At 37.0% G+C, this 17,874-nt stretch carries 15 protein-coding genes; 7 read left to right on the forward strand and 8 right to left on the reverse strand.

What is annotated here, in order from left to right; all coding sequences use genetic code 11:
- Positions 1-88 precede the first annotated feature (88 nt).
- Entirely contained in the window at positions 89-2,308 is a 2,220-nt protein-coding gene (locus HXT59_RS01755; RefSeq protein ID WP_033888539.1) for a kinase, read from the forward strand.
- Positions 2,309-2,343: 35 nt separating this feature from the next.
- Positions 2,344-3,285: a thioredoxin-disulfide reductase gene (gene trxB / locus HXT59_RS01760; protein WP_102703290.1), complete on the forward strand. Its 942-nt coding sequence runs from the start codon at positions 2,344-2,346 to the stop codon at positions 3,283-3,285.
- A gap of 123 nt (positions 3,286-3,408) precedes the next feature.
- Here the strand turns inward: trxB and HXT59_RS01765 are convergent, their stop codons facing one another.
- From HXT59_RS01765 to rpmH, 8 genes are all read right to left on the reverse strand, one after another.
- Complete coding sequence (locus tag HXT59_RS01765) at positions 3,409-4,761, reverse strand: ParB/RepB/Spo0J family partition protein (RefSeq protein ID WP_103013751.1); 1,353 nt, start codon at positions 4,759-4,761, stop codon at positions 3,409-3,411.
- Positions 4,762-4,778: 17 nt separating this feature from the next.
- Positions 4,779-5,732 carry a ParA family protein gene (locus tag HXT59_RS01770; RefSeq protein ID WP_421783978.1) on the reverse strand — a complete coding sequence of 318 codons (954 nt, stop codon included), beginning with the start codon at positions 5,730-5,732 and terminating at the stop codon, positions 4,779-4,781.
- 875 nt (positions 5,733-6,607) lie between these two features.
- Positions 6,608-7,318, reverse strand: a complete 711-nt coding sequence (gene rsmG, locus HXT59_RS01775) for a 16S rRNA (guanine(527)-N(7))-methyltransferase RsmG (protein ID WP_004109604.1) — start codon at positions 7,316-7,318, stop codon at positions 6,608-6,610.
- A gap of 135 nt (positions 7,319-7,453) precedes the next feature.
- Positions 7,454-8,008 carry a protein jag gene (locus HXT59_RS01780; protein WP_004109601.1) on the reverse strand — a complete coding sequence of 185 codons (555 nt, stop codon included), beginning with the start codon at positions 8,006-8,008 and terminating at the stop codon, positions 7,454-7,456.
- Positions 8,009-8,144: 136 nt separating this feature from the next.
- The gene (yidC, locus tag HXT59_RS01785) at positions 8,145-9,158 is read right to left on the reverse strand and encodes a membrane protein insertase YidC (RefSeq protein WP_421783980.1); all 1,014 of its coding nucleotides are present in this window, start codon (positions 9,156-9,158) and stop codon (positions 8,145-8,147) included.
- A complete protein-coding gene (gene yidD, locus HXT59_RS01790) occupies positions 9,158-9,478 on the reverse strand; it encodes a membrane protein insertion efficiency factor YidD (RefSeq protein ID WP_076003119.1) in 321 nt (106 codons plus the stop codon). The genes yidC and yidD overlap by 1 nt, the downstream gene beginning before the upstream one ends.
- 38 nt (positions 9,479-9,516) lie before the next feature.
- Positions 9,517-10,014, reverse strand: coding sequence for a ribonuclease P protein component (gene rnpA / locus HXT59_RS01795; RefSeq protein ID WP_033888537.1), 498 nt, complete (start codon positions 10,012-10,014; stop codon positions 9,517-9,519).
- Positions 10,015-10,035: 21 nt separating this feature from the next.
- Positions 10,036-10,170 (reverse strand): 50S ribosomal protein L34, encoded by a 135-nt coding sequence (gene rpmH, locus HXT59_RS01800; RefSeq protein ID WP_004106067.1) that lies wholly within the window; start codon positions 10,168-10,170, stop codon positions 10,036-10,038.
- 388 nt (positions 10,171-10,558) lie between these two features.
- Between rpmH and dnaA the strand changes: the two genes are divergently transcribed.
- From dnaA to gyrB, 5 genes are all read left to right on the forward strand, one after another.
- Complete coding sequence (gene dnaA, locus HXT59_RS01805) at positions 10,559-12,178, forward strand: chromosomal replication initiator protein DnaA (protein ID WP_004109588.1); 1,620 nt, start codon at positions 10,559-10,561, stop codon at positions 12,176-12,178.
- Positions 12,179-12,607: 429 nt separating this feature from the next.
- Entirely contained in the window at positions 12,608-13,732 is a 1,125-nt protein-coding gene (gene dnaN / locus HXT59_RS01810) for a DNA polymerase III subunit beta (protein WP_012913699.1), read from the forward strand.
- A 98-nt stretch (positions 13,733-13,830) separates the two neighbouring features.
- The gene (recF, locus tag HXT59_RS01815; RefSeq protein WP_012913698.1) at positions 13,831-15,132 is read left to right on the forward strand and encodes a DNA replication/repair protein RecF; all 1,302 of its coding nucleotides are present in this window, start codon (positions 13,831-13,833) and stop codon (positions 15,130-15,132) included.
- Entirely contained in the window at positions 15,132-15,599 is a 468-nt protein-coding gene (locus HXT59_RS01820) for a DUF721 domain-containing protein (RefSeq protein ID WP_004109579.1), read from the forward strand. Before recF ends, HXT59_RS01820 begins: the two co-directional genes overlap by 1 nt.
- Positions 15,600-15,779: 180 nt before the next feature.
- Positions 15,780-17,855 (forward strand): DNA topoisomerase (ATP-hydrolyzing) subunit B, encoded by a 2,076-nt coding sequence (gene gyrB, locus HXT59_RS01825; protein WP_102703288.1) that lies wholly within the window; start codon positions 15,780-15,782, stop codon positions 17,853-17,855.
- Positions 17,856-17,874: the final 19 nt, after the last annotated feature.

Here is a 17,874-nt window from a genome sequence, read left to right on the forward strand (position 1 = left end):
ACATAACATGACGGCTCACCAGTACAATTATGTGTTAGTAAAAAATGTTAAGTTACTTATTGCACATGCGTAGGAAGATGAGGAACAAATGGAACCTCGGTTAGGAGATATTGTACTAAATCGATACGTACTAGTATCGCTTTTGCGCAACGAAGCAGGCTTGCAAGTATGGCAAGCCAATGACCGCATACTTACGCAGGATTGCCAGCTTTTTATTGTACGAGATTCACGTTTTTTGCCGCAAGTAAATACAATTGCATCAACCTTGGCTTTATCGCATAGCCGCAAGTTTACGCAAGTACTTCAATTACGGCATCATGATTCTGTTGCAATTATTGTTACAGCTTTAGATCGCGGTATTACTATCAATGATTATTTGGCTCTTAAAAAAGCACCTTTAAGCTACGAAGCAATAAGAACTATTGTTGCAGAAACTGCACAAGCTTTAAGCAGATTACTTGCTAGCAATATTACTCACCACGCTGTTTCTAGTGACACTGTTCGCATAAGTTCTTCAGGAATTGAGTTAGCAGATACTCCAGTAAGTCCTCTTTTGGAAGATGTGACTCAAAAAGATGATGATCAAATTCCAAGGCAAAATGTTGAACATATTGCAACTAAGCAACTTGCATCATTGTTATACACTTTGATTACTAGAACTTCTTCTCGAATACAAGCTCGTTTTGATGCGTCTCTTTTGCCAGATAATACTCCTTCAGAATTTAGGATGATTTGCACAAGAAGCCTAGCTTCAAATAAAAATAACAACGTAATACCTATGGCGTCTATTGCAGAATTAGTAGCATTATTAGGTTCATACACGCCTTTATCGAAGCTCACAACAAGAGATATTGTGCTTGATGGTAAAACAAGTGTTGCTTCTATTAGCAATGTTCGACTTCGCGAAGCAAAAGATGATTGTATACTACCTTTGCCTGAAGGTCTTTCACAAAGTGAAGAAGAATTTGATGCACAATTAATGCAAAGAAATAATCAGGATTCTAACGATTTTTCTTCAACTAATTCAGCCAACACTATTTCAAATAATACAAATGGATCCGCTAAGTTAAGTGATAGCTTCAAAAATGCTGGAAGAACATTGGGATCTCTTCTTAAAAGAAGCAATACTAACTCAGATTCTGAAGGCATTGGTAACAATAGTTTTAGTGACGAAACTAACACTAATACAGATATAGATTTTCATGATATTGCAGCAGCAGAAATGGCTAGCATTCTCGCTCCTACAGAACTTGATACAGACGATGCTCTTTTCCCAACATTGTCTGCTTCATATAAACATTTTCCCGATACTGCTACGTCTAAAAATATTTTTGATCACGTTGAAAATACAAGAAATCAAACTTCCAAAAATACCATTAGCGAAACAGGCGTAGTTAGTAGTTTTGATTTTGGGCATCTTCTTACTGAAAATAATCAACACACAGAATTAATCTCAAGACCACAAAACTTAACTTCAGAAGGCGAAGCTACTGGTCGCGTTCCTGTTGTTGATTCTCACGGAAGATTTGTAGCTCCTGGAGAGGAATCAGCAAGAGCACTTAGAGACGAAATAAACAATGACCAAAACGACGATATCCAAGAAAATGGAGCACTTTCTTTGCCGCCAAGCTTCCAGCCTCTGGAACAAACTGCTAATTTGCACAAACAAAAGCAGAATACACAAAATAACAACACTATTGCAGATGCTAAGATTTGGTGGGGTCTTTCAACCAAAGTTATTGTTATCGGGGCTGTTTCGTTACTCCTTGTAGCTGGATTAGCTTTGGCATTACATGGTTTATTTGGCAATCATGAAAGCACAGGTAGCTTCGGAAACAACGGCTCATGGGATAGCACTAGTCTAGAAAATGTTCCGTTTGGTAGCCAAGGTATTCTTCCTCAAGAAAAACAACCTGTTAAGAAAAATATGGGTCGTAAGCAAGTAAAACCTGTGCCTAAGCCTAAAATTCCTACTAATAACGTTGCTTACGAAGCTGATCGTTATCAATTCTTAAGCTTCCCGGCTAATCAAGCTGGATATGGATACTATATTCACTTAACCGAACCACAAACTGTGTATCGCTTCGTTGTTTCGATACGTTCCTCTGGAGGTCACGCATATTTGTTGGCAGATACTAAGGATGATCCAACTAAGGGAACTCAAGTAGCAGAATTTACATTCGATGAAAGCGGAACAACAGATGTAAAACTTAAGAAGATTGTAAAATCTCAAGATTTCATGCTATGGGTTCCAAAAGATAGCATGCCTAAGAACAGTTTGTACATCAATTCTGTAAAACTGTATTGAATCTCTTATAATAAGTGCTTTTAAGGAAATAAGTAATGGAAAATAAACTTCGAAAAGTTATCATAATTGGATCCGGACCTGCAGGATACACTGCTGCAATATATTTGGGTCGCGCTGGGTACAAACCACTTGTTATTGCTGGAGCTCTTACTCCAGGCGGTCAATTGATGAACACAACGGAAGTAGAGAATTATCCAGGATTCCCAGAAGGTATTTTAGGCCCTGACTTAATGGAGTCTATGCAAAAACAAGCTGAAAAATTTGGTGCAGAAATATTGCTGAACGATGTCACTTCTGTAGACTTTAAAAGTGCTGTAAAGCTCGTTACTACCGATGACGGTATAACTTATGAGTCCGACGCAGTTATTGTCTCTACGGGCTCGCAAGTGCGCAAATTGGGCATTCCGGGAGAACTCGAGTACTCCGGCAGAGGTGTATCTTATTGCGCAACTTGTGACGGCTTCTTCTTCCGAGGAAAACCAATTACTGTAGTTGGTGGAGGAGATTCTGCTTTTGAAGAAGCATTGTTCCTCACACGATTTGGTTCTTCTGTTACTTTAATTCACCGCAGAAATGAATTCCGCGCTTCAAAGATTATGGTTGACAGAGCAAAAGAAAACGAAAAAATCAAATTTATTACAAATAGCGTTGTAGATGAAGTGCACGGCAACGATGTAGAAGCTACTTCACTTACTGTTCGCAATGTTATTACAGGAGAAACTCAAGAAGTTGAGTCAGCTGGATTGTTTGTGGCAATTGGTCACACTCCTGCAACAAAGTTTTTAAACGGCCAATTAAAACTTAATGAAGATGGAACAATTGTTGTTGATGGTGCAACTACTCGCACTTCTGTTGAAGGCGTTTTTGCTGCGGGAGATGTTGTCGACAACATGTATCGTCAAGCAATTTCTGCAGCAGGAATGGGATGCAGAGCAGCTCTTGATGCTCAAACTTATCTTAACGAAAAATACGCTTAAATCTTACTCATTACACAAAGGCTTACTAAAAGTAAAAGCATAAATACAATTAAATTTACGTGTGACATTACAGTCTAAGCTATTATATTGTAGACAAATGTCACACGTATTTTATTAAAACTACTATTCTTTTTTAGAAACAAGTAAACCAATAATTCGTTGCATTTCTTCAGGAGAAGAAAAGACAATCTCGATTCTTCCATGATTTTCTGTGCCCTTAATAGAAACTTTGGTAGCAAAATGCTCCTCAAGCTGCTTGCGCACAGGCGAAGAAGACCACTGATTATTGCGACGCACACGCGTACGTACTGCTCCATGAGATGTATCTTCATTCTTCAACGAAACAATCTCTTCAGTACTACGAACTGACAATCCTTCTGCAATAATGCGATTGGCTAGACTTTCCATATCTTCTGGATTTTCCAAGCCAAGTAGTGCTCGTGCGTGACCTGCAGAAAGCACACCTGAGGCGACATGTTTTTGCACGCTAGCAGGAAGATTGAGAAGTCTTAAAGTATTAGCAATTTGTGGACGTGATTTTGATACAGACTGAGAAAGCTGAATCTGTGTTAAACCAAAATCATCTATCATCTGAGAATATGCTGCCGCTTCTTCAAGAGGATTAAGAGCAACGCGATGAAGATTTTCAAGCAATGCATCTCTTAACATATTTTCATCAGCAGTTGTGCGCACAATCGCTGGAACTGTATCAAGTTCAGCTAGCTGAGAAGCACGCCATCTTCTCTCGCCCATAATAAGTTCATAATGTGCAATTTGTTCATCATTTTTATCTGCATCAACAATAGGTCGCACAACTATAGGCTGTAAAACGCCGACTTCTTTAATAGATGACGCAAGTTCTCGCAGCTCATCTTCATCAAAAATTGTTCGAGGTTGATGCGCATTAGGAACAATATCTAACGGCTTAAGATAAGCTAAATATCCACCTTTTACTGGCTTCAAAGGCTCATTTTTTGCGGTTTTATTCGATTTTTCAGCAGCGTTATTTTTTTCACCAATAACGGTTTCTTCATTATTTTTTGCCTTAGACGACATAAATGTCGTTGATGCTGAATCTCCAAAAAAGAAATCCATAGGTCTAGTGACATCTCCAAGAGATGGCATAGTTGAACGTTTATGAGAATGCTTGTTAGTATGAATTGACGGCACGGTTTCACGTGAAACATTCTTTATTTTGTTATTATTCTTATCCGCGTGAGGAGCAATTGAATTGCTCATACTAGGGACCTTTGTTTCATGTGAAACATTTTTTGATTGATTATTATCTTTATGTAACGTTTCACGTGAAACTTTTGCTTGTTCTTCTAATTGACTATCCACAGATTCGGATTTTTTTGTTTCATGTGAAACATTAAATTGCAAATTATTAGATGCATCGGCAAGCGCATCCTCGCCAGGCAAAGCTGGGAACAAAGCACCTAAACCTTTACCCAGGCGAGACTTATTTCCACTCATTATTGATTCTCCTGTTGTTATTCTTGTCGATTAGCATCTTGCTTTGCTGCAATAACAGATAATACTGTCTTAGACCTTTTCGCTATTTCTAACGCAGCTTCGCGATAAGAAATCGCTCCTGATCCATGAGGATCATAAGTAATAACACTTTGGTTAAAACTTGGCGCTTCAGGTATTTTCACAGTACGAGGAATCGTAGTCTCAAGCACAATATTTGGATAATGTTTTTTAACTTCTTGGAAAACTTCTCTGCCTAATAAAGTTCGCTTGTCAAACATAGTAACAAGCATTGTAGAAACAACTAAAATTGGATTGTAATGTTGCTGGACTAAACCAATAGTTCTTATAAGCTGTCCTAAACCTTCAAGAGCATAATACTCAGCTTGAATTGGTATAAGCATTTCACGTGCTGCACACATGGCATTAATCACTAACAAGCCAAGCGACGGAGGACAATCAATAAAAACATAATCGTAATGTTCGCTGCTATTATCAAGATATTCTTGCAAGGCATCCTTTAACAGATTATTACGATTATCCATATCTGCAAGCTCTAATTCAGCACCACTTAAATCAATGGATGCTGGCACAACATCAAGTCCTTCAATATCTGGGCAAGCATGTTTTACTTCAGCGATACTTTTTCGCCCTTCAAGAACATCGTAAACCGACAAATTACCAGAAGCATGAGGAGTATTTAATGCAGTTGATGCATTCCCTTGTGGATCCATATCAATAAGAAGTACTTTTGATCCACTTACTGCCATAGCTGCAGCAAGATTTACAGCAGAACTTGTTTTTCCTACTCCACCTTTTTGATTAGCAACAGCAATAAAACGCGTTTGCTTAGGCTTAGGATATTTCGCTTGTTCAATGGAATGAAAACGAGATGTCAAATCTGCCAATTCAATACCTAGGGAGGATTTTGAATCTCCAAAAATTCGTTGAATCGTTTCAGCAGCTGATTCCACGACGTATCACCCCCAATTAAATATGCGAAACTCTTAAAACAAAAATATCGTGTTTTAAGTTTCGTCGTTTCCATGGACATAAAAAGCACAAATTTTTTGATGTTTCACATGAAACATCAACACCTTATTCCATAACTAACTACATATTTTTCTAATCATAGAACACTAATATTAATGCTACTGCACACTACAAAATAGAAACAATCAATGCCTCGCCCTCCCCAAAACCTAATTGAACAATTTATATTCATGTGTGAGATTTTTCGCATTGATTGGATGCTTGTATGTTTCTGTAGCTTTGCACCAATGCTTTGCAAACGTTGCACATGAAGCTTTGCAGTAATGCTTTGCAAACGGCGATTATTTATTGATTAGCAAACTTTAACAGTATTGCTCTGCGGACGTTGAATATTTATCGCATAGAGAACACTAGCATCCGTGCTGCTGCGCACGTCACACCAGGCACTCCTACCACACCAAAAACACTAGCGGTTTTACTAATAGTGGGAGATAGGAATTGCTTGGTCGAGCAATATAAAAGCGGAACGATAGTAATAATCTTGTTGATGAATACTATTTTTGCAGAAAAAGTAAGTAAAAAACTAAACTTAACTACACAACCGCTAAGTCCAAATAAGGTATAAGAGCGGAGCGCTGCGAGACAAGTAATTCCTATCTCACACAGCCACACAAAGAAACCCGCCAGCCAAACACCAGCTAAAACTCACGCCACGCCAAACAAGAACTTTCGAGGCTCATCAGACCGTTTTCAGAAAACACCAGTCAAAACTCATAGACGATACGCAAGAACATCGCAAATAAAATTGCATCATACTAAACGAAAACTTGCGCAAACACAAATTTTAATTAAAAAATTAGGCTTTATTTACTATTACAACTGTAGTTGGTTGTAAGCCAGATGCAACAGGTGCCTCAAAAACATGAGTATCTATTCCACCGGCTTTTCGAATCATTTTTACAGCTTTTTCTACTTCTGCTTGAGCAGATTTACCCTTTAATGCTATTAATTTCCCGTGCTTATTCAATAGAGGAATAGTCCATCCAGCTAATTTCGTCATAGGAGCTACAGCCCTGCATGTTACTACATCAAACGCTGGAATTTCATGTGACTTAACTTTGTCAATAACTTCATCTGATCTGCCGTGAAATATAGTAACATTTTTTAATTTCATAAGAGCAACGCACTCACGCAACCAATCAACACGACGCTCCATAGGTTCAATCAAAGTAACGTCATAATCAGGTAAGCACGCAGCTAAAACTAGACCAGGAAAACCTCCGCCGCTACCTACATCTGCAACTCTTTTATTTTTTCTACCAACTATTGCTTCTTTAATAAAAGGAACAACTGCTGCAGAATTTAATATATGCCTTTCCCAGAGAATATTCATATCTCTAGGACCGATAAGACCTCTTATTAATCCTTCTTGCTGAAGTTTCACGTGAAACAGCTTACACTTTTCTAATGCTTCACCTAAAACCTCGTTCAGCAACGGGGATCCTTCCAATTCGTCCGCTATTTTTTGTGTATTTTCCTCGTATTTTTTATCTAAATTAGCTTCCATATTTTCCCCAAAACAAATAAAAGCAATATAAAAAATAAATAAAAAGTAACACAACAAAACATTTTTTGTTCCATTGTGTTACTTTTCATTTTATTTCTCTTTTCCTTCGAAAAGAAACAATTAAATAAAAATTAATTATTCTTCAGAATATTCGCCTTCTACATCGTCAATTTCATCAATATTCTCATCTTCAGAAGCAACTGAAGGCATGTAAACAGTTACATAGCGGCGTGGTTCTTCCCCATGTGAACGGGAGCGCAAACCTTCATCACGTACAGTATCATGCACAACTTTACGCTCAAAAGAATTCATTGGCTTCAAATTCACAGGTTCACCAGTTTCACGCACCTCATCAACAGCATCTAACGCAATATCGCGCAAATGCTGGCGCTTACGCTTTAAGAATCCATCTACATCAACTATAAGATGCGAACGATCACCAGTTTTTTGTTGAACAGCAAGACGACTCAATTGCTGCAAGGCATCGACAACCTCACCATTGCGACCAATTAAATTCTTAATATCAGTGTCATCATCTGCAACAATCTGAATCATTGGGCGATTATTGCGCACACCCATCTCAATATCACCCTCATAATCAGCAATATCGAGTAAGCCTTCTAAATAATCTGCGGCAATATCAGCTTCTTCATTGAGTTGATCAACCGTCCTCTTCTCATCTTGTACCATTAATTACTCCTTATCGTGAGAAAATTCACGTTTTACAAATTCCTGAAGTCTAGTTTAGCGGATAATAAAGCCAAGTTACTAACTTATTTTCAAGTCATAAAAATGACTTTATATATCCGCAAAATGTATCTAAATACTAGCGCTTTGCCACCTTACGTTTACGTTGTGGCTGTTTGCGCTGGAATCCCTCAATCTCTCTACGCTCAGCTTCTTCACGAGCTTTTTGAAGATTCTCTTCTTCAATAGAAGGCAACCCTTCGCGCTCACGACAAGCAGTTTCTTTTTGATAGTCACGCTTTTCTTTTTCTTCAGCTGCAGGAGATCCAGGAGTTGGGAATGCGTAAACCTGCCAAATTGAACGCAACATATTTATAACATTGTTTACTAACCAGTAAACCAACATTGCAAATGGCATAGCAAACGCAGAGAAAACGTAAATCAACGGGAATCCCCACATCATGAGCTTTTGTACAGTATATTGGCTACCCTGCTTAGACTCAGGCGGAAGATTCTTACGAATATTATTGAATTGCATGTACCACATTGCAGCACACATAAGTACAACAAATATAACTATGACAATTTTACCTGCGCCAGCAGTTGTCATAAAAGTATCTGCAACACCAACCCCAAATACGCGAGTTTTAATGAATTGCTGTGCTGTTGCAATATCAAAGGCACCAAGAGCTGCATGCTTACCACGAGCAATAAAAGGAATAACGGAAAGCGTATACCAAATACTCATAAACGCAGGACCCTGAATCATCATAGGTAGGCACGAACCAGCAGGATTGGCTTTGTTATCTTGATAAAGCTTCATCATTTCACGCTGCATAGCTTCTTTACTTGCAGGATCATTTTTGCCTTTATATTTTTGCTGTATTTTCTTAATCTTAGGCGCAATAGCTTGCATTTTGCGCATGCCTTTAATGCTTTTAATAAATGCAGGGAAAATGCACGCATGCACAACTAATACCAAGAATACGATGGAAAAAACCCAAGAGAAGCCAACTTCATTCATTCCCAGAAGAGTTAATAACTTATGGAATAATGACATAATTTGAGTCATGAGCCACTCAACTGGCGTCAAGATTTTATAAAACCATCCCAAGAATCCATTATCAAGTATGAAGTTATCTTGATTAAACATTAGTTTTCCTTGTCTTCTTCAGCCAAGGGAGTTAGCCGTGGCTCTTCATGTGCTTTAGACCAAGCACATCTGTAAAAAATCGAATATTTGCGGGGTACATCATCAATACTGCAGCTTGTCCAAGGTCTACAGCGTAGAAGGCGTAATAATGCAAGAATACCACCTTTAAACGTGCCATACCTAGCAATTGCTTCAATAGCATAACGCGAACACGTAGGATAGTATCTACAGCAAGCTGGTCTATTTGCAGAAATCGTGCGCTGATACCATCTAATTGCACTAATTACAAACTTAGAACTTAAACTTTTTTTACTACGCATAACAATAACCACCATTTACTCAAAATAATATATTTCAATTATCCTTGATTCTGATTATTCTCATGCATTTTGCAATTTTGTGTAGAACATAAATCTGCACTAATTTTGCCAAAAAGCTTTTGTATCTGGCATTGTAACGAATCAAATGAAGATTGAGCTGCAGAAGGTTTTGCTCTTAGCACCACATCACAACCTGCAGGTAATAAAGATTCATAATTTTTTGCGATTACTCGCAGACGTCTTTTTACCTTATTGCGAACTACAGCTTTCCCCACTGATTTAGATACAGCAAGACCTAGCCTCTTTACATGTTCAAATTTTTGATCATGTAAGAAGGTATCAGAAAATGCCGCGGGAGTATCACTTTCAAAACCCGTGGCAATATAATCTAAACTTGCACTTCTATCTTCGTTAAGTGTGCTCTGCACGGCTATATCGTCACGCATAATGTAATGCGCGACGATATCCCGAGAACTCACCTTGCGCCGTTTTTTTAGCACCGCAACAAAATCACGGTGGCTTTTCAGCCTTTCCATGCCTTACGACGCTACCTTAACTCAGGCAGACAGTGACTTGCGGCCCTTGGCACGACGACGATTAATTACTGCGCGACCTGCACGCGTACGCATGCGAACGCGGAAGCCGTGCTTCATGTGACGACGACGATTATTCGGCTGAAATGTCCTCTTCATAACTAATGCTCCTGTATTCAGCCACGCAAAAGCATGGCCCCGTATGAGTCAAGCTATACCAAAATACTATTACCCCTCACCAATGCTCAAAACTCCACATTTTCTTATTAAAGAATCAACATTGTCAGATATAAATAAAAATGATTTATTCACATTTCTATTACAATTTATTGTACACGCAAAATCGTTGAAAAATAGCCAAATCTCAGCTTTAAACTTATCCACAAATTACACACATGTTATTCACAATTAAACAATTTCAACACGCTAGACTGTGGATAACTTCGTAGGGTCAGAGTAAACATATCTTACTGATACTTATTACACACGTGCGCGCGTAAACAGAATCAGCATTATTACATGTGCTAAATGCAAGTTTGGGGGTGAAATGGCTGATACATTAGGCGATTCTACATCGCAAGCTGCTTTGGTATGGTCTAATACGCTTACTGTTTTACAGCATAACGCCCTTTTAACTGCGCGCGATAAAGGTTGGTTTGAAGGTGTTAAACCAGAAGCAATCTTTGGAACGACCATTGTTTTGTGCGTATCCAATGCTGAAACGCAACAAGCTTTGCAAAATGAATTAAATTCTCCTCTACTTACAGCATTAAAAATTTGCACTGGTAAAGATATGTTTCCTGCTTTTAGGATCGTCCCTCAATCTGAATATCAGGAAAAAGCTGCACAAAATTCTTCAAATTCTTTATCTCATCAAGCACAGAACAATGCGAATTTAAATAAAAATAAAATAGTAACTGATAATACAGTTTTGCCTGTTGATAATATTTCAGTTTCATCATCTAATAATTTGTCATCGGTTACAGCAAATAATTCATCTCCTGTACAACCAGATTTTGATCATGCAACTGGAATATCTACTCTTCAACAAACTGATATTTCTACTGAACAGGCTGCACAGCAAAAAATGCCTGTCTCTGTTCAACGCGATGCAATTACACATTTAAATACGTGCGCAACTTTTGATACTTTTGTGCCTGGCGATTCAAATCGTTTTGCAAGAACTGTAGCTTTGGCAGTCGCAGAGGGTTCCGGCAGAGATTTTAATCCTTTATGTATTTATGGTGGCTCCGGTCTTGGCAAAACTCACTTGCTTAATGCAATTGGCAATTATGCTTTAGTAAAAGATTCTTCACTTAAAGTGCGTTATGTAACAAGTGAGGAATTCACTAATGAATTTATTGAAGCTCTTCAAACACCAAATCAAAGTCAAGGTCAAATCGCTGATTTTAATAGGCGATATCGTGAAGTAGATGTTCTTCTTATTGACGATATTCAGTTCCTTGGTGGAAAAGAAGCAACACTTGAACAATTCTTCCATACTTTTAATTCTTTATATCAAGCAAATAAGCGAATAGTTATAGCTTCAGATGTTGCGCCAAAAAATCTTAAGGGATTTGAAGCACGCTTAATTTCCAGATTTGAATCAGGTCTTACGGTTGATATTAAACCGCCAGATTTGGAGACGCGTATTGCAATTCTGAGAATGATGGCATCAATGAATCACTGTAATGTTCCAAGTGACGTACTTGATTTAATTGCTGAACGTTTTACAGAAAATATTCGTGAACTTGAAGGTGCATTGACACGCGTTACTGCTGTAGCATCTTTAAGTAATCAGCCTGTTAGTAAAGCTTTAGCTGAACAAGCATTACAAGATTTCTTTGCTACAGATATTGAAGTAAGGCCAACTGACATCATTAGTCAAGTAGCTCAGTATTTCCACATGACTTTTGATGAACTTGTTGGTCGTCAGCGCACAAAGAATGTTGCACTCGCTCGTCAAATTGCAATGTATCTTGCAAGAGAAATGACAAGCATGAGTTTGGTTGATATTGGCGAAGTTTTTGGCGGTAGGGATCATACTACAGTTATGCATGCTTATACTCGAGTAAGTGGCGAGATGCAAGAAAAGCAAGAAATTTATAACTACGTTATGGAATTAACTGTTCGTTTAAAACAAAATCCTGTTGAGCGTAGAAATTAAACTTATTTTCCACATATTCATGAATAAATGTTTAAAAGTTTATAAAAAGTTATCCACATACTTAATAACAAGTGTGGGTAAAAGCTGAGCATAACTCGTGGAAAACGCCGCGTAAAAATGTTATTAAGTTGTTTATAAGGCATTTAAAAATGTGGAAACTCTAAAAAATAGAAAAAGTTGTGGATAAGTTCCCCACTTATACACATTGTTGTTCTTGTGTTATCCACATCTTTTAATTGTTAATAAGTCTTTTTAAAAGCGGTTTTTAAGCACTTTTCCACATATACACAGTCTTTATTACTACTTTTATTTACTACTTAGTTAATAAGAAAAATAACAATTGCAAAAGCAATGCAAACATTGAAAAATATTTTTTGTAGACACCCTCATACTGTAGAATAAATGCAGACTTTACAGAAAAGAGGAAGCATGAAAGTAGAAGTCAACTCTGCATCATTTGCTGATGCTGTAGCTTGGACTACACGCGTAATTGACTCACGCCCTGCAAACCCTATTCTTGCAGGCTTAAAAATTGAAGCAGCAAATGGCACATTGCAGCTTTCTGCATTCAACTATCAAATTTCTAGCTGCCATCACATTGAAGCTGGTGTTGACGAAGAGGGAAGCATACTTATTCTAGGCAAATTGATGGCAGATATTACTAAGTCTCTTCCTGCAGAAAAAACTTATCTAAAATCTGAAAATAATACTTTGACTATTACTTCCGGAAAATCAACATTTACTCTACAACTTATGCCTCTTGGAGAGTATCCTGACTTGCCTGAACTGCCTCATAAATTAGGTCAGGTTGATGCACCAACATTTATTCAAGCTGTAAATCAAGCATCTGTTTCTACATCTAGAGAAGAAAATAGACCGGTTCTAACTGGAATTAGGATCCAATTTGAAGATGACACCGTTACTATGACTTCTACTGATAGATTCCGTCTATCTAGATCTACTTTTAAGTGGACACCAGAACATAATGACATTCATTCGACCACTCTTACTCGTGGGTCATTACTAAGAGATATTGCTCATTCTCTCGACGATCATCAAAATGTTATTATCCATTTTAATGAGGAAGATAAGTCACTTTTAGGTTTTGAAAATTCCGGTCGTACAAGTACTTCACAAATAATTGATGGAGAATTCCCTTCTGTAGATCGACTATTCGTAGATGAATATCCTATTCACGCAATTATTAATAAACAATTATTGATAAATGCAATTAAGCGAGTATCTTTAGTCGCCGAAAGAAATGCTCCTATTCGAATGATTTTTTCAAATCAGGAGTTAACTTTGAGTGCTGGTACTGCTGACGAATCACAAGCAAAAGAAGTACTTGATATCGATATGGATGGAGAAGACATAACTGTTGCCTTTAATCCGAACTACTTACTTGAAGGGTTAGGAGCTATTCCAGAGCCATTTGTGCATATGAAAATGGCAACAGCTGTAAAACCTGTTGAATTTAATGGTCAGCAGGAATCAGATGGTGATGAATCAACAGATTATCGCTATTTGCTTGTTCCTATGCGTTTTAATAATTAATATTGTTGCGATATTGCATTGTATTTTAGATTATTTTTTGATGTACAATGTAATATCGCATTTTTCTTTTAAAACTATTAAGAAAGGGTAATTAAGCAATGTATATTTCGCGAATTGCCCTTGATACATTTCGTTCTTGGAACCATATAATTTGTGATTTCAACCCTGGAATAAATGTTATATATGGCAATAATGGTTTAGGGAAAACCAATATTGTAGAAGCATTAGAAGTTACTGGTACTGGAATAAGTCACAGAACATCTTCAACATTGCCTCTTATTAAAAAAGGCTATGAAAAATCAATAATAAGAATAAATACCATTAATAATGATATAAATTATAAAAAAGATGAAACAAATACTGGCTTAAGTAATATTGCATCTTTAGAAAGTAATTTAAATCAAACAACTTATGAAATAGATCTTTATGTAAAAGGTTCTAATAGAGCACATATAAATTCTGGTAAAGCATTATATGTTAAAGACATTGTTGGATTATTGCCAATAGTTTCTTTTACTCCAAGAGACCAATTTCTTATAATTGGTGATCCTAATGTTAGACGTACTTTTATCGATCAAGCTGGATCTTTGTTAATACCAAATTATGTGCAATTATTGCAAGAATTTAAACATATTTCTAAACAGCGTGCTGCATTACTAAAAAATATTAGAGATTTTTCATACAAAAATCAGACAGTTTCATTATCCGGATTAGAAATTTGGACTGGTAAATTTATTGAAAGTGGTATTAACTTAACAAAAGCACGCCAAGAAACTGTGCAAATTATTAATAAATATTTCAAAAATATAATTAAATCTTTTACTAATGAAGAAAATACGGAAATAATATATGTTCCTTCTTTTGAAGAAGTATTATTTGAAAAAAAGAGTGATGAAAATATTGAAGATAAAAACGAGCTTTTTTCTAAAATAAGTGAGCATTTTCAACGTATTTATGATGGAGAGCTAGCTAGAGGATGCAATCTTATTGGCCCTCATCGTGATGATATTGACTTTGCTATTAATAATATTTCTGCTAAAGATTTTGCTTCGAATGGTGAATCTTGGACAATTGCAATAGCTTCAAAAATGGCATTATGCAAGGCATTAGAAGAAAAAAATAATGATAAACCTATTGTTATTCTTGATGATGTATTTGCACAACTTGATGAAAACAGGCGTATAAGAATATTAAATTTTGCACTTAATCAAGGTCAAGTTTTTATTACTACTTCTTCTCTTAGCGACATTCCTAATAAAGAATATATTAAAAAAACAAATCTTATAAATATTGGAAAACTATTAGAAAAAAATAATGAAATTAATAATTTCAGTGAAGAGCATAATAATATTTTGCTTGATGTAATAGAACAAAGAAAAAATAAGCAGGAGGAAAAATAATGATTCCTGTTAATATTCTTTTAAAAATTGATACTCGAAAATTACCTGCAATTATTTTTGATCCTATTAATAGAAAAGCTGAACGCGAAAATAATCGTGAAAAAAATGCAGAACAAGCTTGGGAAAATTTTGGAAAACCTGGTAGAGATCCTAAATCATTCTGTGGTATTTTAAAAAATTTTGCTTCTGAAAGTAATTGGAATAGTCAACTTTCTATAGCAAAATTACGTTCTTCTTGGCATAAAGTAGTAGGGGAAAGTATTGCAAAACATTGTGAAATAAGTCAAGTTGTAAATGGCGTGCTTATTGTTCGTGCTCAATCAACAGTTTGGGCAACTCAACTTTCTTATTTAATTCCACAATTAAAAGAAAAAATTAATAATAACCTTGAAAATATTGAAATAAAAGAAATTAAAGTTATTGGTCCAACAACGAGTGGATTAGGATTTTTAAGAAATAAATTTTAATAATATTATTATATTTTTTAAAAATAGTAAAAATGCCTATTTCTGAAGAGAGGTCATAGTATGTGTGTAGAATGTCATGTATTATGGCTAAAACGCTAGAATCCCCTTTTATGTGCTTTCTGGCATATGTTGGCTCTATAAATGCCTTTTAATATGAGGCAATTTGTGAAGGGACCTAAAGTGGCAAACACGGAAGATAATTCGATGGATAATGCCGTCGAAGAGCATAAACTCGATGATGCTCAACTCGATGATTCACTTGCTCCTGAACATTATGATGCGAGTGACCTTCGTGTTCTAGAAGGATTAGAGGCAGTTCGTATTAGACCAGGCATGTATATTGGTTCTACTGGTCCTCGTGGATTGCATCATTTGGTTTATGAGATTGTTGATAATTCTGTTGATGAAGCTTTGGCAGGATATGCTTCGCATATTGAAGTAACAATTTTGCCTGATAATGCTATTCGTGTTGTCGATGATGGTCGAGGTATTCCAGTAGATGAAGTGCCAGGCGAAGGTGTTTCTGGTGTTGAAACAGTTATGACTAAGCTTCACGCTGGCGGTAAGTTTGGTGGCGGCGGTTATGCTGTTTCTGGTGGTTTACATGGTGTAGGTATTTCTGTTGTTAATGCACTTTCTACTCGTGTAGAAATTGAAGTTCGTCGTCAAGGATTCCACTGGACTCAAACTTATGTTGATCAGCATCCAACTGCTCCTTTGGCAAAAGGTGAGCCAATGACAGAAGGAGAATCTACTGGAACTTCTGTGACTTTCTGGCCAGACGGAACAATTTTTGAAACAACAGTTTATGATTTTGAAACCTTGCGTTCTCGCTTCCAGCAGATGGCTTTCTTAAATAAGGGTTTGAAGATTTCTTTAACTGATTTACGTAAGCCAGATGAAGCTGGAGATGAAGTTGCAGGTGATTCCGAATCTTCTAGTGAAGAAAAGCATAGAAGCGTAAGCTACCAGTATGAGCATGGTATTAAAGACTATGTTGATTACTTAGTTAAATCTCGAAAAGCTGTTCCAGTAGAGCCAGATGTTATTGACTTTGAGGCTGAAGATCTTGAAATTGGTATTTCTGCGGAAATTGCTATGCAATGGACTGTTGCTTATTCTGAAGCAGTTCACACTTTTGCTAATACTATTTCGACTACTGAAGGCGGTACTCACGAAGAAGGATTCCGTGCAGCGCTTACTACTTTAGTTAATCGTTATGCTCGCGAAAAGAATATTTTGAAAGAGAAAGATACTAATCTTTCTGGTGATGACGTTCGCGAAGGCTTAACAGCAGTTGTTTCAGTAAAGCTTACAACTCCACAGTTTGAAGGTCAGACTAAAACAAAGCTTGGCAATTCTGAAGCTAAGACTTTTGTGCAAAGAGTCATGACTGAAAAGCTTGGAGATTGGTTTGATGCTCATCCAAATGAAGCAAAAAATATTATTCAAAAAGCTATAGAAGCTTCTCGTGCTCGACTTGCTGCTAAAAAAGCTCGCGAAAATACTCGTCGCAAGTCTATTTTTGAAACTGCTGGAATGCCAGATAAGTTGAAGGATTGCCAGTCAAGTAATCCTGAAGAATGTGAATTATTCATAGTCGAGGGTGATTCTGCAGGTGGCTCAGCAATTCAAGGTCGCGATCCTATTACGCAAGCAATTTTGCCTTTGCGTGGTAAGATTTTGAATACTGAACGCGCTTCAATCGACAGAATGATGAAGTCTGAAACTATTGAATCCTTAATTACTGCTGTTGGTGGTGGTTATGGAGAAGACTTCGATTTAAGCAAGGTTCGATATCACAAAGTCATTATTATGGCTGATGCTGATGTCGACGGTGCTCATATTGCTACTTTGAATTTGACATTATTTTTCCGCTATATGCGTCCTATGATTACTGCAGGATACGTTTATGTTGCTATGCCACCTTTGTACCGTTTGAAGTGGAGCAAGGGAGCACATGATTTTGTTTATACGGATGCTGAGCGAGACAGAGTTTTGGCAGAAGGTAAAGCTGCTGGTCGTCAACTTCCTAAAGGTGAAGGTATTCAGCGATACAAGGGCTTGGGTGAAATGAGTTATCAGGAGTTGTGGGAAACAACAATGGATCCTGAGCATCGTATTTTGAAGCAAATTCATATTGAAGATGCTGCTCGAGCTGATGAAACATTCTCCATGCTTATGGGCGATGAAGTAGAGCCTCGTAGACTCTTTATTCAAAGAAATGCTCATGATGCAAGGTTTATTGACGCTTAAAAGTATTAATTTATTCGAA

Origin of the sequence: Gardnerella sp. KA01001 (assembly GCF_049244025.1) — a bacterium.
GTDB classification, from domain to species: domain Bacteria; phylum Actinomycetota; class Actinomycetes; order Actinomycetales; family Bifidobacteriaceae; genus Bifidobacterium; species Bifidobacterium swidsinskii.